This is a genomic window from Streptomyces sp. URMC 123 (assembly GCF_051386515.1).
Taxonomy (GTDB): domain Bacteria; phylum Actinomycetota; class Actinomycetes; order Streptomycetales; family Streptomycetaceae; genus Streptomyces.
This window is the reverse complement of record NZ_JBPQTV010000079.1, coordinates 1-23,084: the sequence shown is the minus strand read 5'-3', so window position 1 is coordinate 23,084 and position 23,084 is coordinate 1. Positions and strand designations below refer to the sequence as shown.

The following is a 23,084-nucleotide window of genomic DNA, read 5'->3' as shown; positions in this document are numbered from 1 at the left end:
CGCGGCCCGCCGCTCCGGCACCACGACCCCGTGGCCGCCGAAGGCGGACACGGACCGCACGACCGCGCCGAGGTTGCGCGGGTCCGTGACCCCGTCGAGCGCGACGATCAGCGGGTCCTCGCCGTCGTCGAACGCGGCGGCGGCCAGGTCCTCGGGGTGCGCGTACTCGTACGGCGGCACCTGGAGGACGAGGCCCTGGTGGTTGAGCCCGTTGGTCATCCGGTCGAGCTCGGGCTTCGGCGCCTCCATGAGGTTGATGCCGCCGCGGTCGGCCGCGAGCTGGAGCGCCTCGCGCACCCGCTCGTCGTTGTCGATGAACTGCTGGACGTACAGCGTGTTCGCCGGCACGCCCTCGCGCAGCGCCTCGACGACGGGGTTGCGGCCCACGACGAGCTCGGCGGTGCCCTTGGGGCCGCCGCGGCGCGGCGCCGGGCGGCGCGCCGCGGACTGCTTGGCCTTCGCGTTGGCCACGCGGTTCTTCACATGCCCCTTGCGGGCCGAGGCGGGGGGCGTCGGGCCCTTGCCCTCCAGGCCACGGCGCCGCTTGCCGCCACTGCCGACCGTCGCGCCCTTCTTGTTGGACGTGCGGCGGTTCCTGCGCTGGCTGTTGCCGGCCATGGGGGTCACCTATCTCTTACTGCTCACCTACGTACGTAAGAAAGCGTACGGAAGAACGGGGGCCCGCCGCCCGGGGAGCCCGGTCGGCGGGTGGGTCGTCGGTCGATCGCCGGGGCGATCGAACGGGCTGTCGGGCCGAGCCGCCCTGGGGGCGGCCCGGCCCGGAGATCAGCCCGGCCCGGACGTCAGCGCGGGCCGAGCTCCCAGCGCGGCCCCGCCGGGGTGTCCTCGATGACGAGCCCGGACTGCTGGAGCCGGTCACGGATGGCGTCGGCCGTGGCGTAGTCCTTGCGGGACCTGGCCGCCTGCCGCTGGTCCAGGACCAGCCGGATCAGCGAGTCGACCACGCCGTGGAGGTCGTCGCCGCCGGCCCCGCCGGCCCAGTGCTCGTCGAGCGGGTCGAGACCCAGCACTCCGAGCATCGCACGGACCTCGGCGAGCCGGGCGACCGCCGCCTCCTTGTCGTCGGCGGTGAGGGCGCTGTTGCCCTGCCGGACGGTGGTGTGGACGATCGCGAGCGCCTGCGGCACGCCCAGGTCGTCGTCCATCGCCTCGGCGAACGCCGGCGGCACCTCGGCGGCGGGCGCCACGGGGCCGGCCAGCTCGACCACGCGCTGGACGAAGCCCTCGATGCGGGCGAAGGCGGACTCCGCCTCACGCAGCGCGCCCTCGCTGTACTCGATCGTGGAGCGGTAGTGCGGGGTGCCCAGGTAGTAGCGCAGCACGATGGGCCGCCAGCGCTTGACCATCTCGGACACGAGCACCGAGTTGCCGAGCGACTTGCTCATCTTCTCGCCGCTCATGGTGACCCAGGCGTTGTGCACCCAGTACGCGGCGAAGTCGTCGCCGTACGCCTCGGCCTGGGCGATCTCGTTCTCGTGGTGCGGGAAGATCAGGTCGATGCCGCCGCCGTGGATGTCGAAGGCGGTGCCCAGGTACTTGTGGGCCATCGCCGAGCACTCCAGGTGCCAGCCGGGGCGGCCGCGGCCCCAGGGCGTCTCCCAGCTCGGCTCGCCGGGCTTGACCGCCTTCCACAGGGCGAAGTCGCGCGGGTCGCGCTTGCCGGTCTCGCCCTCGCCGGAGGGCTGGAGGAGGTTGTCCAGGTCCTGGTTGGAGAGCGAGAGGTAGCCGGCGTGGGAGCGGACGTCGAAGTAGACGTTGCCGTCGGCGGCGTACGCGTGGCCCCGCTCGATGAGCCCGCGCATCATCTCGATCATCTCGGGGACGTGGCCGGTGGCGCGCGGCTCGTAGGTGGGCGGGAGGCAGCCGAGGGCCTCGTACCCGTCGTTGAACGCGCGCTCGTTCTCGTACCCGATCGCCCACCAGGGGCGGCCCTGCTCCCCGGACTTCGCGATGATCTTGTCGTCGATGTCGGTGACGTTGCGGACGAACGTCACGTCGTAGCCGCGGTACGCGAACCAGCGGCGCATGATGTCGAAGTTCAGCCCCGACCGGATGTGGCCGATGTGCGGGGCGGCCTGCACGGTCGCGCCACACAGATAGATCGAGACGCAGCCCGGGACGAGCGGGGTGAAGTCACGGATCTGCCGGGCGCTGGTGTCGTACAGGCGAATGGTCACGCGTCAAGGGTAGTGGGCGCGGACCACTGCGTGACGCCCCCGGGCGGTGGTGGGCGCGGACCACTGCGTGACGCCCCCGGGCGGTGGTGACCGCGGACCGCCGCGCGCACCGTCCCGGAGCGCGCGGCGCGGCGGGTCAGCCGCGGGGGACCACCAGCGCGGTGGCGATGGCCGCGAGCCCTTCCGCCCGGCCGGTCAGGCCGAGGCCGTCCGTCGTGGTGCCGGAGACGGCGACGCGCGCGCCCACCGCCGCGGACAGGACCTTCTGCGCCTCCTCGCGGCGCTTGCCGATCTTCGGCCGCACGCCGATCACCTGGATGGCGACGTTGCCGATCTCGAAGCCCGCCGCGCGCACGATCCGCGCGGCCTCGCCGAGCAGGGCGACGCCGGACGCGCCGGCCCACTCGGGGCGGTCCGTGCCGAAGTGCGCGCCGAGGTCGCCGAGGCCGGCCGCGGAGAAGAGGGCGTCGCACGCGGCGTGGGCGGCGACGTCGCCGTCGGAGTGCCCGGCGAGCCCGTACGCGGCGTCCTCCCAGTGCAGGCCGGCGCACCACAGCTCGCGGCCCTCCTCGAACGCGTGGACGTCCGTGCCGATGCCGACCAGGGGCAGGGCGGGGAGGCCGGGGCCGACGGGCTCGGCGGCTTCGGCGGTCAGGGGGTCAGTAGCCATCGGTGGTCCTTCTGCGGGCGAGCACGGCCTCGGCGAGCACGAGGTCCAGGGGGCGGGTGACCTTGAACGCCTCCTCGTGGCCGGGCACGACCACGACCTCGACGCCGAGGCGCTCCACCATGCCGGCGTCGTCGGTGGCGCCCTCGCCGCCGAGGACGACCGTGGCGTGGGCCTTGTCGAGGACGGCGCGGTCGAAGCCCTGCGGGGTCTGCACGGCGCGCAGCCGGGCCCGCTCGGGCGTGCCGACGACGGGCTCGGGCTCACCGGCGGCGCGCGGCTCGACCTGCTTGACCGTGTCGGCGAGGGGCAGCGCGGGTACGACGGCGGGCGCCCCGGCCCGTACGGCGGCGGCCACGGCGTCGACCGTCTCCACGGGCACCAGGGGGCGGGCCGCGTCGTGGACGAGGACGACGTCGACGTCGGCGGGGAGCGCGGCCAGGCCGAGCCGGACGGACTCCTGCCGGGTCTCGCCGCCGGGGACGACGAGGATCTCGGTGGTCCCGGGGAGGGCGTGCCCGTCGAGGAGGCGGCGCACATCGGCGGCGCCGTCCGGCGGGGCGACGACCACGACGACGGAGACGGCCCGGGAGCGGGCCATCGCCCGTACGGCGTGGACGAGCATGGGCGTGCCGCTCAGCGTGCGCAGTGCCTTGGGGGCGCCGGGGCCCAGACGGACACCGCGGCCGGCGGCGGGGACGACCGCCGCGGTGCGGGGAGCGGCGGGGACTTCGCGTGACATCCGTTGAGCGTTCAGGTTTGTTTCCTCGGCCGATATGGGTATGGCCAGAGCGTGCCGGGCGCGCTGCCCCGACCGGTCCCTTCCGTGACAACTGGTCGAGCGAGTTGCCCGGGCCCGGCACGCCACTGCGCGGGGGCGCCGAGGCGTCCCCGGTTCGTCTTCGGGGTGACCGGGCCGGCGCTCGTGACCAGGCCGTCGCGGACAGCGACGGCGGGTGGGTACGCGTCTATGCCGCAGCGCCCGGCGACGCGTCCTGGGGCGTCGTCACTCGGGCACCGCGGCATCGGCGTGTCAGGAGGCGAGGACCTCGTCGAGGAGGGCCTCGGCCTTGTCCTCGTTGGTGTTCTCCGCGAGGGCGAGCTCGCTCACCAGGATCTGCCGGGCCTTGGCGAGCATGCGCTTCTCGCCGGCGGACAGTCCGCGCTCGCGCTCGCGGCGCCACAGGTCGCGGACGACCTCGGCGACCTTGATCACATCGCCGGAGGCGAGCTTCTCAAGATTTGCCTTGTAGCGTCGGGACCAGTTGGTCGGCTCTTCCGCGTACGGCGCACGCAGCACCTCGAAGACCCGGTCCAGCCCGTCCTGGCCGACCACATCGCGCACGCCGACGAACTCCGCATTGTCCGCTGGCACGCGAACCGTCAGGTCACCCTGGGCAACCTTCAGCACCAAGTAGGTCTTGTCCACGCCTTTGATCTGGCGAGTTTCGATGGCCTCGATCAGCGCGGCCCCGTGATGGGGATAGACCACGGTGTCGCCAACCTTGAACGTCATGTGACAGGTACCCCTTCCGTGGCTATCCAGGGTAACACGGGAACGCCCTGTTCTGAATGGCGTTTTCGCAGGTCAGGGCATATCTCGGGGCTTGACAACTGCAACCGGAACGTGCTTCGACGCCCCCGGGGAGGCGGGTATTCGCAGGTCGGAGCGGCTCTGCGGGCGGGGAGAAACGCGTACGTTACACCTTCCGCCGGCGCGGCGCAGACGGATGAACGTCCCGTTTTGCCGGACTCCGGGCGGCTGACTTCCGCTACTCCGTTCGGCCCCCCGAGGCCATCGGGCCGCGATTCCAGAATTGATCATCCGGAAGTCGACCGCAAGCCGATCACTTCCTCACTCACTTCGCGATCGACTTCATCGCTCACCCCTTCCGGACTTCTCTCGCGAGTGATCAATTCCGGGCGAGTGTCGGGAGTGGCGCGCATTGCTTTCCGGATGAACGCATCGGCGTACCTCCGTTTGCGCCGATCGGGGTCCGACTCAATGATCTTGGAAGGCGGCTCCGGGGCGGCCGAAAGGCATCGCCAGGGGTTTACGGAGAGTGCATCGTCAACACCGGCGGTTGGGCGGGTCGGGTCGAGAGGAGCAGGTGGGGCGGGTCGGGTGCGGCCGCGACCGAACGGCTCGGTAACCTAAGGCCCGCTGAAACACCCTCGGGCAGGCGCTTTTCGCGCCATCGCCCCGCAAGTCCACCCGCGACCGGGCTAGACGTTCGGCCGCCGTAGCTCGTCCTAGGAGATGCCGCCGCCGTGAGCCTCCCCCACTCCTCGACCGGGGGCGCCCCCAGCCGTCGCCGCGGCGTTCTCGCCGCCGCCGCCCTCGTCCTCTCGATCGCCTCGCTCACCGCCTGCGCGGCGGGGAACAACGCGGACACGCTGGGCGTCAAGCCGGACAACGCCGCCACCTCCGTCGGGTCCATCAAGATCCAGAACGCCAATGTCATCACCCAGCCCAAGGGCGGCGACGGTCCCGCCGTGCTGTCGGTGACGATCTTCAACAACGGCCAGAAGGACGAGACGCTGGAGGCCGTCACCCTCGACGGCGGCGCCAAGGCCAAGCTCACCCCCGCCAAGGGCAGCGACAAGCTGACCGTGCCGGCCGGCGGCCAGCTCGTCATCGGTGGCCGGGACCGGGCGTCCGCGGTCGTCGAGAACGGCAAGGACGCGGGCAAGGACGGCGACGCCAAGCCGGTGACCTTCGACTTCAGCGAGACGGGCCAGATCAAGCTGACGGCGTTCGTCTTCCCGGCGAAGAGCTACTTCAAGGACTTCGGCCCCACCGAGATGCCGGCGGCCGGCCCGAACGCCTCCTCGCCCTCGGGCAAGCCGTCCGGTTCCCCCTCCTCCTCGCCCTCGGGCGCGGCGGGCGCCCCGGGCGCGTCGGCGTCCGGCTCCCCGGCGTCCTCCTCCTCGGCCTCGGCGGCCGCGGGTGACGCGGCCAAGGGCGACGCCGCCAAGGGTGACGGGCACGGCGCCGGTCACTGACCCGCCCCGCACGGCACGCACAAGGGCCCGGAAAGCTTCGGCTTTCCGGGCCCTCGCGCTGGAAGCGCCTCCCGCGGATTTCGCGGCCTCCGCGGGCCGCACGCCTCCTACGGCTCGAACTTGTAGCCCAGGCCGCGCACCGTCACCAGATAGCGCGGCGCTCCCGGGTCCGGTTCGATCTTCGCCCGCAGTCGCTTGACATGAACATCAAGGGTTTTGGTGTCGCCGACGTAATCCGCGCCCCACACCCGGTCGATGAGCTGCATCCGGGTGAGCACCCGCCCCGCGTTGCGCAGCAACATCTCCAGCAGGTCGAATTCCTTGAGCGGCAGATCGACCTTGCCGCCCGCGACGGTGACCACATGGCGGTCCACGTCCATGCGGACCGGGCCGGCCTCCAGGGCCGCCGGGACGACCTCCTCCGGCTCGCCCCTGCGCCGCAGCACCGCCCTGATGCGGGCGACCAGCTCCCGCGAGGAGAACGGCTTGGTCACATAGTCGTCCGCACCTATTTCCAGCCCGACGACCTTGTCGATCTCGCTGTCCTTGGCGGTCACCATGATGACCGGCACATTGGAGCGGCCGCGCAGCTGCCGGCAGACCTCCGTACCGGGCAGGCCGGGCAGCATCAGGTCGAGCAGCACCAGATCGGCGCCGTTGCGCTCGAATTCGTCCAGCGCGTCGGGCCCGGTCGCCGCGATGGCGACCTCGAACCCCTCCTTGCGGAGCATGTACGACAGCGCGTCACTGAACGACTCCTCGTCCTCGACGACGAGAACACGGGTCACGGGAGGACCTCCGGTCGGGTCTCAGGGTGGAACAACGCAGAGCGTCGGGGCTCCGAGGTCATGCGGGCGACCTCCGGTCGGGACGTCGGTGGGGCCGGGGCCGGTCGGGTCACGGCAGGACCTCCGAGGTGGGCAGCGAGGGGTCGGTGAAGGACTCGTGCGGCCGGCCGTCGCCGCGCGTGCGGGCCGGCTCCCGGTCCCGTACGCGGCCGGCCTCCGGGAGCCGCAGGGTGAAGGTGGAGCCCTGGCCCTCGGCGCTCCACACCGTGACCTCCCCGCCGTGCGAGGCGGCCACGTGCTTGACGATCGCGAGGCCCAGGCCGGTGCCGCCGGTGGCGCGGGAGCGGGCGGGGTCGACGCGGTAGAACCGCTCGAAGATCCGCTCCCGGTCCTTCTCGGAGATGCCGATGCCCTGGTCGGTGACGGCGATCTCGATCAGATCGCCCCCGGGGGCGGAGATGCGGCGGCCGGCGATGCCCACGCGGGTGCGGGCCGGGCTGTAGTTGACGGCGTTCTCGACGAGGTTGCCCAGGGCCGCCGCGAGCTGGCCGCGGTTGCCCCAGACGTAGAGGTCGGCCGTGCCGCCGGCGGCCATGGTGATCTGCTTGGTGCCCGCCTGGTGCCGGCAGCGGTCGATCGCCTCGGCGACCAGCTCGTCCACGCGCACCGGCTCCGCGTCCTCCAGCGGGTCGTCGTTCTGCACCCGCGAGAGGTCGATCAGCTCCTGCACCAGGTTGGTCAGCCGGGTGGCCTCGATCTGCATCCGCCCGGCGAAGCGGGTGACCGCCTCGGGGTCGTCGGAGGCGTCCATCACCGCCTCGGAGAGCAGCGACAGCGCGCCCACCGGGGTCTTGAGCTCATGGCTGACGTTGGCCACGAAGTCCCGGCGCACCGCCTCTATCCGACGGGCCTCGGTGAGGTCCTCGACCAGCAGCAGGACCAGCCGGGAGCCGAGCGGCGCCACCCGGGCGGAGACCGCGAGGGCCTCGCCGCGCCCGGTGCCGCGGCGTGGCAGATCCAGTTCGACCTGCCGTATCTCTCCGTCGCGCCGGGTGTCGCGGGCCATGTGGAGCATGGGTTCCACGGCGAGCTTGCCGCCGCGCACCAGCCCGAGGGCGTACGCGGCCGAGCTGGCCTTCACCACGCTGTCGGCCTCGTCGAGGACGACGGCGGAGGAGCGCAGGACGGACAGGACGGTGTCGACGCCCGGGGGCAGTACGGCGTCGGTGTGCAGGGAGCTGCGGGTGGGCCTGGCCTGTTCCCGCTCGCTCCAGCGGAACGCCAGCATCGCGATGACGCCCGTGCACAGACCGGCGATCGCGGCCGCTGCGGCGACCGCCGCGTTCACGTCCATGTCTCAAGGTTATGCGTGGTCCGGGCCCGATCCACAGCCATCCGGGTGGCACCTCGAACAGTCGTTGCCGAGAGTTCACCCGGGAGTCGTGGCCGGTTCACGGTGGCCCGGCCGGGTATGACCGGCGTTGCCGAGAGTTCACCTCGATGTCGGCACCGATTCACTGCCGGGGAGTGCGCGGGACGCGTACTGGCCACAGCGTGGATGCTGGGATTATCAGCCCCCGCCCGGGGCGGGACCGCGGTGCCGGTCCACCGGGCCACTGGACTCCTGGGCACCAAGGGCGGCTCAAGGAAGCGATGGAAGGACACGCATGCGGGACGCATACCACGAGGAGCTGGACTCGATCAGTGAGGGCCTGGTCGAGATGGCCAGGCTCGTCGGCTCCGCCATCGGCCGGGCCACCACGGCCATTCTCGACGCGGACCTCAAGCTCGCGGAGAACGTCATCGCGGCCGACGAGAAGGTCGACACTCTCCAGCGCGACCTGGAGACCCGGGCGATAACCCTGCTGGCCCGCCAGCAGCCGGTCGCCACCGATCTGCGGATCGTGGTGACGTCCCTGCGCATGAGCGCCGACCTGGAGCGCTCGGGCGACCTGGCGCAGCACGTCGCGAAGGTGGCGCGGCTGCGCTTCCCGGACTCGGCGGTGCCCGGCGACCTGCACGCCACCATCCTGGAGATGGGCCAGCTGGCCCAGCGGCTGATGGCCAAGGCCGCCGAGGTGATCATCACCAAGGACGTGGACCTGGCGCTCCAGCTGGAGCAGGACGACGACGCGATGGACCTGCTCCACCGCGCCCTCTTCCAGCACCTGATGGACGACCGCTGGAAGCACGGCATCGAGACGGCCGTGGACGTCACCCTGCTGGGCCGGTACTACGAGCGCTTCGCCGACCACGCGGTGTCGGTGGCCCGGCGCGTGGTCTACCTGGTCACCGGGGAGCACGCGGACGAGCTGGCTCCGCCCACGACGGTCGAGGGCGCCTGAGGGCACGGGCCGTACGGGCGGGCCGCTGCCGTGCCCCCGGTGGATGCGCTCGTGCGCCGTCCACTGCGCCGTTGACGGGCCGTGACGGGCCGGTATCCAGTGGGCAGGTAGGCATCGCGCCCGCTGAGGAGGGATTCATATGAGCGACTCCCCCACCGTCAAGCACCGTGAGCACCGCCCGGACCCGGCCGTCGTGAGGGCGTCCGGCTGCGGCTGCGGCCCGGGGTGCGGCTGCGGCTGCCAGTCCGGCGGCCCCTGCCAGTGCGGCGGAGGCTGCGGCTGACCGGCCACGCGGCACCACCTCACGGTCGAGGGCCCCGTCCATCGGATGGACGGGGCCCTCGCGCGCGTCAGGGGCCCACGGGCCGGCGCGCCGCGCGCCTCGGCGCGCGTGCCTACTTCTTCTTGCCCTGGGTCTGGCAAGCCCGCTTTTCGGTGCTGGCCAGAAGGCCCTACACCTCGCCTGACCTGCGGTCGGGCGGTCGTTGGTGGTCGTTCCCTGTCGTCATCGGTCGTCCTCGGAGGGCCCGGAGTGGGCCCGGCCCGGCGGGTGCCGTCCGAGCGTCCCCTGCAGTCGTTAGGCCCGCTGCCGATAGCGGCAGGGGTCGCTAACGTTAGCGACCCCGCTAGCGGCCAAAACCGCAAGTGACCAGCACGTTAGCGGATAGCAGCCCACCTTCGCAGACCCCGCAATCGGCCCGATACGGGCTTCGAGGGGGGGTCCCCATGCTGCTATCGCCCGGAGGCTCCCACGTCGGAGGGAAGGGCAAGAGGGAGCGGCCTGCGGCCGCCCGCCCTTTGGCTCGCTGCGCTCGCGGTGGTTCGTCGTCGCGGCCGACGCCGTGTGCTGACTGCGCCGGCGGAGAGGAAGAGACCACCCCGGCCGCGCGCCGGTGGTCTCTTCCCTCCTCGCGCCGCACAGGCTGACGCCGCCGACGCCCGGGTGGAAGCGCAGGTGGAAGACGCCAGCGTTCCCCCAGCTTCCCCCGTCTCTCTCCTCCCCTGGCGTTCCCGGCTGCGGGGTCTGTGGGGTGGGGCGTTTGTCGCTGGTCATCTGTGGTGGAAGCCGGGTGCATATCCCGGTCGTTCCACCGTCTTCCTCCTCGTCCGCTCCGCGGGGCGAGCGGGTGGTGAAACTCCCGGCCGAGGAGGCCGCGCGGATCATTCGCGCGTGCTGGGTGGACGGGGCCACGATCCCGGACGCGGCCCGGCGTTCCACCCGTTCCACCTCCTACGTCCACAAGGTCTACAAGCAGCTCGAAGACGAAGGCGTGGCCCGTCGGCCGCGGCTGCTGGACGGCGATCCAGGGGCGGTCCTGCGCCCCCTTGGAATGCCGCCTGAGCGCCTTCCAAGGGGGGAGACGGCAGAGGTGGGCAGACGCCGCCGGGCCGCTCCCGCGCTCGTGGGTTCCCAAGGCTTTTCAGGGGGATGGCCGCGGGCCCCCCTGAAAAGCCGTCCGGCGCTCACTCTCAGATGGCACCTGCGATGCCGTGAGTCCCGTCTCATCCCGTCTCGGTACCACCCAGCGGCCCATGAGTCGCGTCGAGACGCGACTCATGGCATGGCGGCCGTCAGCGATTGAGCGCCCGGCTCGAATGTAGTCGCCGAGCGCCTGCCGGTTACGGTGTGTGGCCGCAGTGGGGCGTGGCTACTGGGTAGTGGGTAATGGGGCCCCAGTAAGGCGCGCTGATGAGAGGCGGTTACGGGGGCGTTGGGGTACCTAGTGGGTAGTGGGGAGCGCCCGGCTGCCCACTACCCAGTAGCTGAGCGTGATGGGCTCGGTTGTGGGCGGGGTGGATGTAGACGAGTGCGGTCCGATCTCTCCGGTAGGTGAGATCTTGACGGTCCGCGGCTGCCTGGACAGACCTGCCGAACTGGGGCACGGCGCCGAACCCCGACGGAGGCCGACCGCGAGCGCAGCGAGCCAAAGGGCGGGCGGCCGTAGGCCGCTCCCTATGTCCGAACCCCTGTTTCGCCAGGCTCCTTCGGACGCTCGCTAGAGCATCAAAGGAGCGGCTATGAGGAGTTACGACCCGACGGGGCTGCCAACTCTTGCAGATGATCGAAGTAGGCACGCGCGGCCGGCGCGTCCGGGAACTGCTTCTTCACGAGCGAGGCCAGCTCACGGCTCGGCATGAGCAGGGAGGGCAGCGACTGGCGGTCCCCTCGTAGGGCCCACTCCCCGTAGTCGACGGCCTGCTCAACGTCGCCTTCCCTGGCCGCGACAACGCCGAGCGTGATGCGGGCCTCTGCGATACGCATGGGCATGCGCTCGGTCCCGTCGAAGTCCGTGCTTGCCCGGACCACCTCGTCAGCGAGCGTCCGCGCGAGACGGTTCTCCCCGAGCACCCGGTAGCAGTCCATCGCGTAGAAGTCGAATTTCGACGGGTCCACAACAAAGTGGTGGTCCAGGTTCTCCGGATAGGGCATGTCTTCGAGCAGGCGGCGTCCCTTGTCCAGCGCCACCTCCGCCTGTCGACGGTCACCGAGTCGAGCCCATGCCTTGGCTTGATGTGCTGCGAGTTGGACGGCGACGCCACGACGTGCGGCCACCTCTCCACCCGCCTCGGCTGCGGCCAGCACCCCACGGTAGTTACCCGTGGTGATGGCAAACCAGGCTCGCATTTCATGGGCCCAACCTGCGATTTCGGCTGCGTCCGCTTCTCCTGCCAGGGAGAGGGCCGCCTTCCTCGTGGACTCCGCGGCCTGTCTCGCGCCCATGTCGTACTCGACGCAGCCAACGAGCAGAGCGAGCCAGCCGGCCATCACCAGGACCTCACGGTGCTGGGCGAGCGTGAGCTTCTGGGACTGGAGGCCAGCGACACGCCTGAGCCACTGCCTCCCTTCGATCAGCAGCTGATCACTGGGCATATATGGGTACTCAGAGCACAGCCGGTCGACCGTGATGCTGAGCGCATCCATCGTTGCGTTGTCCACGTCGGACGCTTGCAGTCGACTCAGAATGTCGAGCGTCTCCATGCCGCTGGCTACGGCAATCTCAGAGTTGCCGTCACGGCGTCCGGGGAGCGGAAAGAGTGCGTGCGTGACCGTGCCGAACGTGCGGGCGATGAGCGGCTGGTAGTGGTCGCTCGGCATGACCTCCCCGGACTCCCAGCGTTTCCACTGACGGAGCATGCTCGGGTTGTCTGGGAGCTTCTTCGGCGAATGGGCAGCCATCGCCTTTACCGCGTCCGCCTGCGACCAGCCGCGGGCTTCCCGCTCTGCTGTCATGCGCCGTGCCCATGCGGGCCTGTCTTGGCTCACATCGCTCTCCTCGGGATCGGTAGTCCGAGTCTTGCAGTGCGAATTACCTGGACACGAGGGGGTGACACACAGGTGACACCAGCCCTGTCACCGGCCTGCCACCACGTCTGTCACTCGTGATGAGCGCCGTCTTTCCCGATGGTTGAGCACGCAGGAACCGCGCCTTGCAGGCGGCTTTCCAGCTGTGCCACGCGTTCCGTCAAGCGTTCAACCTGGGAGGCGAGATGGTCGATCCGCTGGAGGACTTCGGCGTTTTCCGACTGTCCGGAAGGAGGCTGCCCTTCTCCCTCGGGAAGGTTGCGGACGAAGGTGCCCCTCGTCGGCATCGTCGACACGAGCGCCTCACCCCTCAGCACCTTCAAGGCGTTGTCCACGGTCATCTTGGCGACACCGAATCGCTCGGACAGCTGCCGAACAGAAGGCAGTTTCTGCCCCGGGGCAATCTTCCCCGCCCGGATTTCGCTGCGCAGGGTGTCCGCCACCTGCACGTATGGCGGTCTCGGGTCATCAGTCTTCAGGGCCATGCCGCCAGGCTACTGCCTAGGTCAACCCAGGACACCTAGGCAAGAAGGGTTGACAGCCTAGGACAGCTAGGCCAGCCTAGGTCATGCGCAACTTCCGCAGAAACCACGGAGCGGCGTCCCAACCGCCAAGTCAGACCGCCGCTCCCGGACCCTCGAAGGGGCACTCCCATCATGCCTGTCACTCTCGTGAAACCGCCTACCGTGCAGGTCACAGCTGTGCCGCTGGTGGAGCGGCGCCGTGCCGGTGAGACCTTCCCGCGCATTCCGATCGGCTCGGTGGAGCTGACGCGCGAGCAGGCCGCGGCCGGGCTGCTCGCCCAGCTCGACACGCTGCCCGCCCTGCCGGTGGACTGGCAGCTGCTGTCCGCGCTGGAGCGCGCGGTGGATGAGCACGGCGTGGCCGAACTCGACGCCCGGATTCCCAGCCTGGAGGCCCGGCCGGAGGACGACCGCGCGGTACAGCTGGCGTTCAACTACGCCTACCGGCTGTGCGTGGAGCACTGGTACGAGGGCGCCCTGTCCGAGGAGATCAGTCAGTACCTGATGGCCCCCGCCCTGTACGCCTCGGACCTGCCGATGCAGGACCGGGATGAAACATGGCTGCCCGCCACCGACGTCGACGGGCATCTGGCGGAGGGCATCGCGTACCTGGGCATCCGGGCCGTGGTGACGCTTGGCGCCGATGCGGAGCGCGAGTTCGGTCTGTCGTGGGCGTTGCGAGATGAGCTCTCCGCCGCCTACCGGACCGCGATGCCGGACACCGACCGGCGCCGGTTCTGCTTCGAGGTAGCCGTCAACCGCTGCGCCGAAGGTCCGCGCCCGCTGATGGTCTGGTTCGACGACGGCAGCTTCGCGGTGGGGGCCACGCCGCCGGAGGCCCCGAACAGGCGGAACGCCGCCGCCCGCTGGCAGGCCCGCATCCAGGCCGTTCGGGAGGGCCGGGCATGAGCGCCACCACGCGAATGCAGGCGCTGTTCGCACACGTCACGCCCGAGGCGGCGCCCATCGTCTCACTGCCGCTGCTGGACCGGCGCCGGGACGGGGAGGACTTCCCCACCATCCCAGTGGATGGCCTGGAGCTGAGCGTGAACGAGACTGCGGCGGCGCTGTTCGAGACCTGCGCCGACGACTTCGCTATCCCTGTCCCGGACACCGACACCCTTCACGTCGCGTTGGCCGCCGCGGTGCGGACGCTGGGGCCGGCCGGGGTCGCTGAGGTCACCGGCACCTTCGCCGGACTGGACGCACACGAGTTTCCCGAGGTGCGCGACTGCCGCCGCTTCGCCTACCGGCTCGCCCTGTCGTTCTGGTACGCCGGGGCCCGCGCGCGGCCGATGACAGCCGGGGAAGCGGCCGTGGCGCTGTACCTGTCGGACCTGCACCGCTACCGGCAGGCCGACTTCCACAAGCTCCCCCGCTGGCCCCTGCTGCTATCCCGCGCGCTGCATCAGGGCGTGACGCAGGTCCCGACCGAGACCCTGATCCGGCTGGGCAAGACCATGGTCGGAGAACTGCGCGGAGTCGACCGGGACCGACAGCGGGAGTGGCTGTACAAACAGGCACTGCCGGACTATCACCGGCGCCGGTTCTGCTTCGACCTGATCTGCTTCGACACGCGCCAGCCCACACCGCTGATCGTGCGGCCCGACGCAGGCGACTACCTCATCGGGCTGACCCCGCCGGCGGGCCCGGACCGGCGGTGGCTGCGGCCCATGCGGGCGGAGTGGTGAGCATGACGCACAAGCAGGCCCTCAACTCCGCACGGCGGCGCATCCGCAAGGAACAGCTTGCCCGCCGTCACGGGCAACGCTGCGCCTACTGCCGCCGCCCGTTCGGCGACCTACGGGAGGCCACCTTGGACCACATCGTGCCTCACTCGCTGTGGCGCACGTGGACCGTCACGGCCCTTGCTCTGGCGTGCCTCGACTGCAACAACGCCAAGGCCGACCCGAGTCGGCCGACCGCCGACCCCGCCCTCCGGCCGCTGCTGGCCCGACTCGCCCACGCCAACCACTCGGCATATGAGGCCGTGTGGACGCCCGGTCCGATCGATCGTCGGTCGCCCCCTGACCTGTGTGACGACCCGCGACACACCCCGCGACACACCCCGCGACACGCCCTGGCATCGCGTCTGATCACGCGGTCCGACTGCTTGCGCACGCCGCGACCGGTGCAGGTGTGCGCGCGGCCGATCGAGGAGGCGGCATGACCGATGACACCCCCACCCCGGTCCCTCCGCCCACCAACCCGATGGCCGTCGCTCGCCACCTGGCTCCCCAGTGGCAGAACCACGGCATCCTCACCCTGCGGCACTGGCGCGGCACGTGGATGTGTTGGGACTACTCGCATTGGCGCGAGTTGGACTCACAGGAGATCCGCGCGAGCCTCTACAAGCAGCTGGAACACGCCGTATATGAACACGTCCCGCCCAAGGGCGATCCGGAACAGCGTCCGTGGGCCCCAAACATCCGCAAGGTCGCCGACCTCATGCAGGCCATCGCCGCCGTGGCCCACCTGGCCCCGGCCATCGACGCCCCGGCATGGATCGATGCGCCCACCGACGCGCTACGCCGCTCGGACGCCCCGCCGGCCGATGGCATGGGGAGCCCCATCGTGGCGTGCATGAACGGCCTGCTCCGGGTCGCCGACCGGACCCTGACGGACCTGACCCCGGCGTTCTTCAACCTGGTGTCGGTGCCGTTCGACTACGACCCGGACGCGATCGCGCCCACCTGGGAGGCGTTCCTACGGCAGGTGTGGCCCGACGATTCGGCGTCCATCGCGGCACTGCAAGAGTGGTTCGGCTACGTGCTCTCCGGCCGCACCGACCAACAGAAGATCCTGCTCATCGTCGGCCCGACCCGTTCCGGCAAGGGCACCATCGCCCGCGTGCTGGCCGGACTGGTCGGTGAGGGCAACATGGCCGGGCCGACGCTGGCCAGTCTCGGCAGCAACTTCGGGCTCTCGCCGCTGCTGGGCAAGTCGCTCGCGGTCATCGCCGACGCGCGGCTGACCGGTCGCGACGGTCATCAGGTCGTGGAACGGCTGCTGACCATCAGCGGTGAGGACACCATCGACGTTGACCGCAAGTTCAAGGACCCGTGGACGGGCAAGCTCCCCACCCGTCTGATGATCCTGTCCAACGAGCTGCCCAACTTCGGCGACGCCTCGGGGGTCATCGCCCGTCGGTTCGTCGTGCTGAACATGACCGTGTCCTGGCTCGGCAGGGAGGACACCGCACTGACGGACAAGCTCACCGCCGAGATGCCCGGCATCCTCAATTGGGCTCTGGATGGGCTCGCCCGTCTGGAAGCTACCGGCCGCCTCACGGTGCCGCCGTCCTCCCTGGAAGCGGTCACCACCATGCAGGACACGGCCTCTCCCACCTCGGCATTCGTCCGCGAGTGTTGCGTGACCGGCCCAGCCTGTGAGGTCACCGCCGAAGAGCTGTGGGCGGCGTGGCGGCAGTGGGCCGACGACAACGGCGTACGCCCCGGCACCAAGGCGATGATGGGCCGCAACCTGCAATCCGTCGTCCCGCAGGTGCGCCGTACCCGGCCGCGCGGTGCGGACGGCCGGCAGGTCCCCACGTACAGCGGGATCGCGCTCACGGCCGACGGTTGCCGTTCCCTGAGTCCCGGCTCAGCCCGTCTCACGGACCGCGGGCAGGCGCTGAGGCGGGTTGAGACGGGACTCACGCCATTGCAGGCGTCATCTGACGGGCTGCCCCTATGCGCCGGATGCGGACGCCTCTTCGAACCGCTCGAACCCGGCCAGACCGCCCACCGCACCTGCACCCCTGCCGCCGCGAGGGAGGCGTCATGAGCAACGCCAACCAGCCGAGCACCGAACCGCCCACCACTCTTCGCGGGGGCCTGCCGGACCGGTACCTCACCCCCGAGGACCTGGTGACCATGTTCAGCCTGCCGAGCGTCGAGACGGTCTACCAGTGGCGCCGGAAGCGCATCGGCCCGCCCGCCTTCCGCGTTGGCAAGCACCTGCGCTTCGACCCCGCCGCCGTGGCCCGCTGGGTCGCCGAGCAGACCGCGCTCGAAGCCGCCTGACGGCTCCCCGGAGGTTGCTACCGGTAGCACGCCCACAGCTACCGGTAGCAACCCCGCTAGCACTCCAAACAGCCGGTGACCAGGCCCGCAGCAAGTAGCGGGCCTTCCCCAGCGCACCCGCAAACCGGCCGGATGGCCGCTACCACCCACCTCCTGAAGGGACACGCCTGACCATGGCAGGCAGTATCCAAGACCGCTGGTACAAGACCGAGACCAACGCCGACGGCAAGACCGTCCGAGTCAAGACCGAGCGCTACGGCACGGGCATGCGCTACCGCGCCCGCTACTTCGCCCCCGACGGCAACCGCAAGAGCAAGTCCTTCGCCGACGGGCAGAAGCGCTTCGCCGAGCAGTGGCTGAGCAAAATCACTGCGGACGTGGCCCGCGGCGACTACATCGACCCGAACGCCTCCCGGACCTCCTTTCAGGAGTTCGCGGAAGAGTGGCTCGCGAGCCAGAGCGGGGACCCGAACACCCGTGCTTCGATGCAGTCCCAACTCAGGCTGCATGCCTTCCCGCGCATCGGGGCGCGTCCTCTCGGATCGTTCCAGCCGAGCCACATTCGCGAGTTCGTGACGCAGCTAGAAGCGTCCGGCATGTCCGGCGCGTACGCCCGCGTGATCTTCTCCAACGTCCGTGCCGTCCTCAGTGCGGCGGTGGAAGACGGCTACCTACGCCGGAACCCGTGCAACTCGCGCACGGTAACGCTCCCCGAGATGGGCCTGCGCCGTGTCGTTCCCTGGGAGCCGGAACGCGTCTTCGCCGTGCGCGCCGCCATGGTCGAACGGTTCCGCCCCCTGGTCGACGTGGGGGCCGGATGCGGCCTGCGACAGGGCGAGATCCTTGGGCTGAGCGTCGATGAGCTGGACTTCGACAGCGGCACCCTGCACGTGGTGCAGCAACTCAAGCTCAGCGTGAGCAAGCCCGTGTTCGCACCCCCGAAAGGCGGCAAGCTCCGCGATGTCCCTCTGCCCGATCCCGTGGCAGAAGCGCTCAAGGAGCACATAGAGCGCTTCCCGCCCGTCAAGGTCACGTTGCCGTGGATGCGAGCAAACGGCCAACCCGTGACCAAGCACCTGATCTTCAGCGGGCCCAACGGCAGCCACGTCTGGCGCACGTCGCTGAACGAGGACCACTGGAAGCCGGCGCTGGCCAAGGCGGGCGTCATCCCCAAGGCCAAGAGCCGAGAGCACGCCGCCGCCCGCGAGCATGGCATGCACGCGCTAAGGCACTTCTACGCGTCCGTTCTGTTGGACGCCGGGGAGAGCATCAAGGCCGTCAGCGAGTACCTGGGGCACTCCGACCCGGGCCTGACTCTGAAGGTGTACGCGCACCTCATGCCCAGCAGCCGGGACCGCGCCCGGAAGGCACTCAGCCGGGCACTCCGACCGCAAGATCCCGGACACTGAGGGCCCACAGCGGGCCCAGGGCTGTGAAATGCCCCCCATCTGCACTGAACGCGCAGGTGAGGGGCATGATCACAAAACTTACTTCTTCTTGCCCTGGTTCTTCACGGCCTCGATGGCGGCCTTCGCGGCCTCCGGGTCGAGGTAGGTGCCGCCCTTGACGACCGGGCGGAAGTCGGCGTCGAGCTCGTAGGAGAGCGGGATGCCGGTGGGGATGTTCAGGCCCGCGATGTCGGCGTCGGAGATGCCGTCGAGGTGCTTGACCAGCGCGCGGAGCGAGTTGCCGTGGGCGGCCACCAGCACCGTGCGGCCGGCGAGCAGGTCCGGGACGATGCCGTCGTACCAGTACGGCAGCATCCGGACGACGACGTCCTTGAGGCACTCGGTGCGCGGCCGCAGCTCCGGCGGGATGGTGGCGTAGCGCGGGTCGTCGCTCTGCGACCACTCGGTGCCGTCCTCGAGCGGCGGCGGGGGCGTGTCGTACGAGCGGCGCCACAGCATGAACTGCTCCTCGCCGAACTCGGCGAGCGTCTGAGCCTTGTCCTTGCCCTGGAGCGCGCCGTAGTGCCGCTCGTTCAGCCGCCAGGAGCGGTGGACCGGAATCCAGTGCCGGTCGGCCGCCTCCAGGGCGATCTGCGCGGTGCGGATCGCGCGCTTCTGGAGCGAGGTGTGCACGACGTCGGGGAGCAGGCCCGCGGCGGTCAGCAGCTCGCCGCCGCGCCGGGCCTCCTTCTCGCCCTTCTCGTTGAGGTTGACGTCCACCCAACCGGTGAAGAGGTTCTTCGCGTTCCACTCGCTCTCGCCGTGGCGGAGGAGGATCAGCTTGTACGGTGCGTCGGCCATGGCAACGAGCCTAATCGAATATTCGCTGGTCCTCGGCCCGGGACGCCGGTAACATGCGCCTCCGCCATGTGGCGCTTACATCGCTCGGCTGTCGGGGTCATCGGGGGAACAGCATGTCCATATCAAGGCTGGGACGCGGCGTGCGCGCCAGCGTCTCGGGGCTGCCGCGCGCCTTCTGGTGGCTGTGGGCATCGACCCTGGTCAACCGGCTCGGGGGGTTCGTCGCCACGTTTCTGGCGCTCTACCTGACCGTGGAGCGCGGCTACTCCGCCTCCTACGCGGGCCTGGTCGCCGCCCTGCACGGGCTGGGCGGGGTGATCTCCTCCGTGGTCGGCGGCGTGCTGACCGACCGGCTCGGCCGCCGCCCCACGCTGATGATCTCCCAGACGGCCACGGCGCTGACCGTGGCGCTGCTCGGCTTCATGGAGCACCCGGCCGCGATCGCGGTCGTGGCCTTCCTGGTGGGCGCGGCCAGCAACGCCTCCCGGCCCGCCGTGCAGGCGATGATGGCGGACATCGTCGCGCCCGAGGACCGGGTGCGGGCCTTCGCCCTCAACTACTGGGCGATCAACCTCGGTTTCGCGTTCTCCTCGGTGGCCGCGGGCCTCATCGCCGAACACAGCTACCGGGCGGGCTTCCTGGGCGAGGCCGTGATGACGCTGGCCTGCGCGATCCTCGTCTTCGTCAAGCTGCCGGAGTCCCGGCCGGAGCGGGCGGGCGCGGCAGCCGGCGCCGGTGGCGCCGCGGCGGACGGCTCAGGCGGCGGCGCGGCGGACGGCTCCGGCGGAGCGGCGGCGGTCGGGCTCGGCTCGGTGCTGCGCGACGGGCCCTTCATGGGCGTCGTCGGGCTGTCCTTCCTGATCTCGCTGATCTTCTCCCAGGCCTATGTGTCCCTGCCGGTGGCGATGGGCGAGGCCGGCTTCTCCAGCTCGGACTTCGGACTGGTGATCGCCGTCAACGGCGTGCTGATCGTGCTGCTCCAGCTGCCGGTGACCCGGTTCATCGAGCACCGCGACCCCGGGCGGCTGCTGGTGATCTCGGCGCTGGTCGCCGGCTACGGCTTCGGGCTGACGGCCTTCGCGGACTCGCTGGCGGTGTACGCGCTCACCGTCTGCGTCTGGACGCTGGCCGAGATCGTCAACTCGCCCACCCAGATGGGGCTGGTGGTGCGGCTCTCGCCGGTCCACGGCCGGGGGCGCTACCAGGGCGTGTACACGATGTCGTGGTCGGTGGCCGCGCTCGTGGCGCCGCTGGTGGGCGGCCACGTCATCGACCGGTACGGCCGGGACGCGCTCTGGCTGGGCTGCGCGCTGGTGGGCACGGTCACGGGTCTCGGCTACGCGCTGCTGATGCGGAAGGTCGAAAGGCGCGGGGAGGGCGCCGCCGAGTCGCCGAAGGCGCCGGGACCGGCGGGGACTTCGGGGACGCCGGCCTCGGCGGGGACTTCCGAGGCACCGGAGGCGTCGGCCTCGGCGGGGACTTCCGGGGCACCGGAGGCGTCGGCCCGCGCGTGACAGAGGTCGCGTACGGAGGCGGCGGGGCCCGGAGCGTACGGACCCCGCCGTCGGCATCTCGCTCCTTATAACCACCAAGCCGGAGAGCGCACGGGTCTCACGGGCCGGCCGGTCCGGCCCTCATGCCACGTCACGGCCCTCGTCCTCCGTGGTCTCCGCGGCCCCGCCGTCCGCCGGGGCGGCGCCGGACCCGCTGTGCGGATCGGGATTCACCCCGAGCACGGCCACCGTGGCCTGGGCGCGCCTCAGGTGCGCCTCGGTGGCCGCCTTGAACTCCGGTGTCCTGATCTTCTCGCGCAGGCTGTCGGCAACGGCTTCCCTGATGAACGCGTTGGCCGTGGTGTTCATGACCGCCGCGTACGCGTGGACCTGTTGGAGCAGCAGATCCGGAAAGCGGACGCTGACCACGATCGGCTTCGGCTTGTCTTCCCGGCGATTGCGCCTCTGAGATTCTTCGGCCACTGCGGTCCTCCCCTTGTGCAAAAGTGCCCGCGGGATGCCGACGCGTTCCGGTCCTGGTGCGGCAGCCTCCCACAAAGGACACGTCGTCTGGGCGCACCGGTCCCCCGTGTCCAGTGCGACGCCGGGCGTGCTGCCCGACCATGTAAGCGTACCCTCGGGGGAGTTGAGACATCAGCACTTCGGAACGTAAGAGTGCCGTAAATCATCCCGGAGAGCTTCACTGTGTGCAGTGCGGCAATCTGGATGTGAGTACTACCGCACTACTGCCTGCCCAACATCAACACTTCGCTCCTCGCGGTCAGTTGTAGGGTGTGGCTGAAAAGCTCGCGCACGTTGGAGTCCCGTTCGCACGGAGGTCTTGCGGTGGCCAGCTACCAAGCGCTGAACAGCGACGATCCGTCGCCCTGCACCGAGGTGACCGCGATAGCCATGACGGGCGCCGAGCCCGTCCGGCACGAACTCATCCGTACCTTCGACGCAAGCCGCGCCGGCTACTCGATCGAGGACTCCCTCGACCTCGCGCCGCGCGCCCCCGAGGACCGCATCGCCCTCCTCACCCAGCAGCCCATCACCGCCGACCTCCCCCCGGCCGAGCCGCGCGGCGCCGCGGCCGCCAGCGCGCACTGGGCGCGCGAGGGCAGGGCCCTGCACCGCCGGCTCGTGATGCACCTGGAGCAGGCGATGGCGCGCCACCACCGGCACGGTCTGACCCTGCTCAACGACCTCGACCACTCCCGCGAGGAGATGCGGGCCCGCGCCCGCGCCTGCGTCGAGGCCAACCGGCCCGTGCTCACCATGGCCGTCGCCGGCTCCCTGGAGAACTGGCTCGCCGTGGGCGCGGACTTCACCCTCTCCATCTCCCTGCTGGTCGTGCGCGACCGCCGGCTCGCGACGGCGGTGATCACCCCGCGCAACGCGCTCGTCGCCGACTTCGGCAGCACGTACCGGATGGACGCGCGGGGCGGCTGGCGGTACGAGCCGCGCGACGTCGACGGCAGAGTCGCCCAGGCCACGGGGAAGGTCCTGATCCCCCAGCCGAGAAACACCCGCGAGTGCGCGTGGTACCGGCGGCTCGACGACCCCACCCTGGCCAAGGAGACCGGCGCCGGCATCGCCGACGCGGTCGTCCGCGGCGCGCTTCCCGTCGGGGTCCACTCCGCCGCGCATGTGCTCGACTCGGCGATCCTCCTGGTCGCCGCGGCCAGCGACTTCGCCGTACGGCCGCTGGGCATCGCCACGGAGCCGTGGTGCTCCTGGGAGACGGCCGCGCGGATGCTCACCGCGCTGCGGGAGGACCCGCGCTTTCCGCAACTGCTCATCGGCCGGGAGCGGCTGGCCATAGACCGGCTCGACCGGCAGCTGGCATGAGCGGGTCGCCGCGCCGAGTCTCCGCGCCGCGGCTCCGTTCCTCCGTGCCGCGGCTCCGCCCGAGCGTTCCGTACGACCCGTACGTCTCGCACGTCTCGCAGGTTCCGCACCTCTCGTACGTTCCGCACCTTCAATCGCCCGTCCCGCACCCGAAGGAGCTCACGATGGCGACGCCGCAGCCGCCGATCGAATCCGTGCCCACCCGCCGCCGGCCCTGGCCGCTGCCGCCGCCGGAGGTCAGCGCGCGCTTCCGGGTGCCGCGCGGCATGTACGCCATCCCCGCCCTGCTCTACGTCGCCGTCGGCTGGCTGACCGAGCGCATCGGCGAGCAGCGGATCTGGCCGACCATCGCGATCGCCGCGCTCTTCGTGGCGTGGGACCTGTTCCGGCCCGGGCGGCCCGCCGCGGGTGCGGTTGCGCCCGCCGTCGCCGGGCCGGTGGGCGACCCCCTGACGCAGCAAGCGGAGGCCGCCGTCCTTCCGTTTGCGGCGTCGCCGGTGGGTGTCGCGGATCAGCAGGGCGCGACGGGGTAGCCTCCGGCTCGGTTCGCGCGACGTCCACGTTGTGGGTCGTCCGTGACGTGCGCCCTCCGGGCGGGTTGCGCGACGACCACGGTCACGTTGCTTGTGGCGCG

General features: G+C 70.8%; 23 protein-coding genes. 12 read left to right on the top strand and 11 right to left on the bottom strand.

Annotation, left to right across the window (positions count from 1 at the left end):
• The 5 genes from ACSNOD_RS12460 to ACSNOD_RS12440 form a co-directional block, all read right to left on the bottom strand.
• The coding region (locus ACSNOD_RS12460; RefSeq protein WP_436766934.1) for a TrmH family RNA methyltransferase at positions 1–618 on the bottom strand (618 nt) is incomplete at its 3' end.
• Positions 619–803: 185 nt separating this feature from the next.
• A complete protein-coding gene (gene cysS, locus ACSNOD_RS12455) occupies positions 804–2,198 on the bottom strand; it encodes a cysteine--tRNA ligase (RefSeq protein ID WP_436766933.1) in 1,395 nt (464 codons plus the stop codon).
• A gap of 136 nt (positions 2,199–2,334) precedes the next feature.
• The gene (gene ispF, locus ACSNOD_RS12450; protein ID WP_436766932.1) at positions 2,335–2,868 is read right to left on the bottom strand and encodes a 2-C-methyl-D-erythritol 2,4-cyclodiphosphate synthase; all 534 of its coding nucleotides are present in this window, start codon (positions 2,866–2,868) and stop codon (positions 2,335–2,337) included.
• Complete coding sequence (gene ispD / locus ACSNOD_RS12445) at positions 2,858–3,607, bottom strand: 2-C-methyl-D-erythritol 4-phosphate cytidylyltransferase (RefSeq protein WP_436766931.1); 750 nt, start codon at positions 3,605–3,607, stop codon at positions 2,858–2,860. Before ispD ends, ispF begins: the two co-directional genes overlap by 11 nt.
• 291 nt (positions 3,608–3,898) lie before the next feature.
• Positions 3,899–4,381, bottom strand: a complete 483-nt coding sequence (locus ACSNOD_RS12440) for a CarD family transcriptional regulator (RefSeq protein ID WP_003953493.1) — start codon at positions 4,379–4,381, stop codon at positions 3,899–3,901.
• A gap of 755 nt (positions 4,382–5,136) precedes the next feature.
• On the opposite strand from ACSNOD_RS12440, the gene ACSNOD_RS12435 reads away from it, so the two are divergent.
• On the top strand, positions 5,137–5,871 hold the full coding sequence (locus tag ACSNOD_RS12435) for a DUF461 domain-containing protein (RefSeq protein WP_436766930.1): 735 nt from the start codon (positions 5,137–5,139) through the stop codon (positions 5,869–5,871).
• Positions 5,872–5,978: 107 nt separating this feature from the next.
• Here the strand turns inward: ACSNOD_RS12435 and ACSNOD_RS12430 are convergent, their stop codons facing one another.
• A complete protein-coding gene (locus ACSNOD_RS12430) occupies positions 5,979–6,659 on the bottom strand; it encodes a response regulator (RefSeq protein WP_436766929.1) in 681 nt (226 codons plus the stop codon).
• A 109-nt stretch (positions 6,660–6,768) separates the two neighbouring features.
• Positions 6,769–8,013, bottom strand: coding sequence for a sensor histidine kinase (locus tag ACSNOD_RS12425; protein ID WP_436766928.1), 1,245 nt, complete (start codon positions 8,011–8,013; stop codon positions 6,769–6,771).
• Between the two features lie 313 nt (positions 8,014–8,326).
• On the opposite strand from ACSNOD_RS12425, the gene phoU reads away from it, so the two are divergent.
• Both phoU and ACSNOD_RS12415 read left to right on the top strand, forming a co-directional pair.
• Entirely contained in the window at positions 8,327–9,004 is a 678-nt protein-coding gene (gene phoU, locus ACSNOD_RS12420) for a phosphate signaling complex protein PhoU (RefSeq protein ID WP_436766927.1), read from the top strand.
• Positions 9,005–9,143: 139 nt separating this feature from the next.
• On the top strand, positions 9,144–9,287 hold the full coding sequence (locus ACSNOD_RS12415) for a hypothetical protein (RefSeq protein ID WP_436766926.1): 144 nt from the start codon (positions 9,144–9,146) through the stop codon (positions 9,285–9,287).
• A gap of 1,734 nt (positions 9,288–11,021) precedes the next feature.
• On the opposite strand, the gene ACSNOD_RS12410 is transcribed toward ACSNOD_RS12415, so the two are convergent.
• Both ACSNOD_RS12410 and ACSNOD_RS12405 read right to left on the bottom strand, forming a co-directional pair.
• Complete coding sequence (locus ACSNOD_RS12410; RefSeq protein WP_436766925.1) at positions 11,022–12,269, bottom strand: helix-turn-helix domain-containing protein; 1,248 nt, start codon at positions 12,267–12,269, stop codon at positions 11,022–11,024.
• 110 nt (positions 12,270–12,379) lie between these two features.
• Positions 12,380–12,793, bottom strand: a complete 414-nt coding sequence (locus ACSNOD_RS12405) for a GntR family transcriptional regulator (protein WP_436766924.1) — start codon at positions 12,791–12,793, stop codon at positions 12,380–12,382.
• A 201-nt stretch (positions 12,794–12,994) separates the two neighbouring features.
• On the opposite strand from ACSNOD_RS12405, the gene ACSNOD_RS12400 reads away from it, so the two are divergent.
• The 6 genes from ACSNOD_RS12400 to ACSNOD_RS12375 all read left to right on the top strand — a co-directional run bounded on the left by ACSNOD_RS12400 (position 12,995) and on the right by ACSNOD_RS12375 (position 18,266).
• The gene (locus ACSNOD_RS12400; protein ID WP_436766923.1) at positions 12,995–13,741 is read left to right on the top strand and encodes a hypothetical protein; all 747 of its coding nucleotides are present in this window, start codon (positions 12,995–12,997) and stop codon (positions 13,739–13,741) included.
• The gene (locus tag ACSNOD_RS12395; RefSeq protein WP_436766922.1) at positions 13,738–14,523 is read left to right on the top strand and encodes a hypothetical protein; all 786 of its coding nucleotides are present in this window, start codon (positions 13,738–13,740) and stop codon (positions 14,521–14,523) included. The genes ACSNOD_RS12400 and ACSNOD_RS12395 overlap by 4 nt, the downstream gene beginning before the upstream one ends.
• 2 nt (positions 14,524–14,525) lie before the next feature.
• Positions 14,526–15,002 carry an HNH endonuclease gene (locus ACSNOD_RS12390; RefSeq protein WP_436766921.1) on the top strand — a complete coding sequence of 159 codons (477 nt, stop codon included), beginning with the start codon at positions 14,526–14,528 and terminating at the stop codon, positions 15,000–15,002.
• Positions 14,999–16,618, top strand: a complete 1,620-nt coding sequence (locus ACSNOD_RS12385) for a DNA primase family protein (protein WP_436766920.1) — start codon at positions 14,999–15,001, stop codon at positions 16,616–16,618. Before ACSNOD_RS12390 ends, ACSNOD_RS12385 begins: the two co-directional genes overlap by 4 nt.
• The gene (locus ACSNOD_RS12380) at positions 16,615–16,857 is read left to right on the top strand and encodes a helix-turn-helix domain-containing protein (RefSeq protein WP_436766919.1); all 243 of its coding nucleotides are present in this window, start codon (positions 16,615–16,617) and stop codon (positions 16,855–16,857) included. Before ACSNOD_RS12385 ends, ACSNOD_RS12380 begins: the two co-directional genes overlap by 4 nt.
• Positions 16,858–17,030: 173 nt before the next feature.
• Positions 17,031–18,266 carry a tyrosine-type recombinase/integrase gene (locus tag ACSNOD_RS12375; RefSeq protein WP_436766918.1) on the top strand — a complete coding sequence of 412 codons (1,236 nt, stop codon included), beginning with the start codon at positions 17,031–17,033 and terminating at the stop codon, positions 18,264–18,266.
• Between the two features lie 78 nt (positions 18,267–18,344).
• Here the strand turns inward: ACSNOD_RS12375 and ACSNOD_RS12370 are convergent, their stop codons facing one another.
• Entirely contained in the window at positions 18,345–19,106 is a 762-nt protein-coding gene (locus ACSNOD_RS12370) for a phosphoglyceromutase (RefSeq protein ID WP_436766917.1), read from the bottom strand.
• Between the two features lie 113 nt (positions 19,107–19,219).
• Between ACSNOD_RS12370 and ACSNOD_RS12365 the strand changes: the two genes are divergently transcribed.
• Complete coding sequence (locus tag ACSNOD_RS12365; RefSeq protein WP_436766916.1) at positions 19,220–20,620, top strand: MDR family MFS transporter; 1,401 nt, start codon at positions 19,220–19,222, stop codon at positions 20,618–20,620.
• 120 nt (positions 20,621–20,740) lie between these two features.
• Here the strand turns inward: ACSNOD_RS12365 and ACSNOD_RS12360 are convergent, their stop codons facing one another.
• Positions 20,741–21,082, bottom strand: a complete 342-nt coding sequence (locus ACSNOD_RS12360; RefSeq protein WP_436766915.1) for a hypothetical protein — start codon at positions 21,080–21,082, stop codon at positions 20,741–20,743.
• 363 nt (positions 21,083–21,445) lie between these two features.
• On the opposite strand from ACSNOD_RS12360, the gene ACSNOD_RS12355 reads away from it, so the two are divergent.
• Both ACSNOD_RS12355 and ACSNOD_RS12350 read left to right on the top strand, forming a co-directional pair.
• Positions 21,446–22,450: a hypothetical protein gene (locus ACSNOD_RS12355; RefSeq protein WP_436766914.1), complete on the top strand. Its 1,005-nt coding sequence runs from the start codon at positions 21,446–21,448 to the stop codon at positions 22,448–22,450.
• A gap of 164 nt (positions 22,451–22,614) precedes the next feature.
• Positions 22,615–22,983: a hypothetical protein gene (locus ACSNOD_RS12350; protein ID WP_436766913.1), complete on the top strand. Its 369-nt coding sequence runs from the start codon at positions 22,615–22,617 to the stop codon at positions 22,981–22,983.
• Positions 22,984–23,084: the final 101 nt, after the last annotated feature.

Coding starts and splice junctions, on each gene's coding strand:
- ispF (WP_436766932.1), bottom strand. CDS start 2,868: ATGGCTACTGACCCCCTGACCGCCGAAGCCGCCGAGCCCGTCGGCCCC.
- ispD (WP_436766931.1), bottom strand. CDS start 3,607: ATGTCACGCGAAGTCCCCGCCGCTCCCCGCACCGCGGCGGTCGTCCCC.
- ACSNOD_RS12440 (WP_003953493.1), bottom strand. CDS start 4,381: ATGACGTTCAAGGTTGGCGACACCGTGGTCTATCCCCATCACGGGGCC.
- ACSNOD_RS12425 (WP_436766928.1), bottom strand. CDS start 8,013: ATGGACGTGAACGCGGCGGTCGCCGCAGCGGCCGCGATCGCCGGTCTG.
- phoU (WP_436766927.1), top strand. CDS start 8,327: ATGCGGGACGCATACCACGAGGAGCTGGACTCGATCAGTGAGGGCCTG.
- ACSNOD_RS12415 (WP_436766926.1), top strand. CDS start 9,144: ATGAGCGACTCCCCCACCGTCAAGCACCGTGAGCACCGCCCGGACCCG.
- ACSNOD_RS12405 (WP_436766924.1), bottom strand. CDS start 12,793: ATGGCCCTGAAGACTGATGACCCGAGACCGCCATACGTGCAGGTGGCG.
- ACSNOD_RS12395 (WP_436766922.1), top strand. CDS start 13,738: ATGAGCGCCACCACGCGAATGCAGGCGCTGTTCGCACACGTCACGCCC.
- ACSNOD_RS12390 (WP_436766921.1), top strand. CDS start 14,526: ATGACGCACAAGCAGGCCCTCAACTCCGCACGGCGGCGCATCCGCAAG.
- ACSNOD_RS12385 (WP_436766920.1), top strand. CDS start 14,999: ATGACCGATGACACCCCCACCCCGGTCCCTCCGCCCACCAACCCGATG.
- ACSNOD_RS12380 (WP_436766919.1), top strand. CDS start 16,615: ATGAGCAACGCCAACCAGCCGAGCACCGAACCGCCCACCACTCTTCGC.
- ACSNOD_RS12375 (WP_436766918.1), top strand. CDS start 17,031: ATGGCAGGCAGTATCCAAGACCGCTGGTACAAGACCGAGACCAACGCC.
- ACSNOD_RS12370 (WP_436766917.1), bottom strand. CDS start 19,106: ATGGCCGACGCACCGTACAAGCTGATCCTCCTCCGCCACGGCGAGAGC.
- ACSNOD_RS12365 (WP_436766916.1), top strand. CDS start 19,220: ATGTCCATATCAAGGCTGGGACGCGGCGTGCGCGCCAGCGTCTCGGGG.
- ACSNOD_RS12350 (WP_436766913.1), top strand. CDS start 22,615: ATGGCGACGCCGCAGCCGCCGATCGAATCCGTGCCCACCCGCCGCCGG.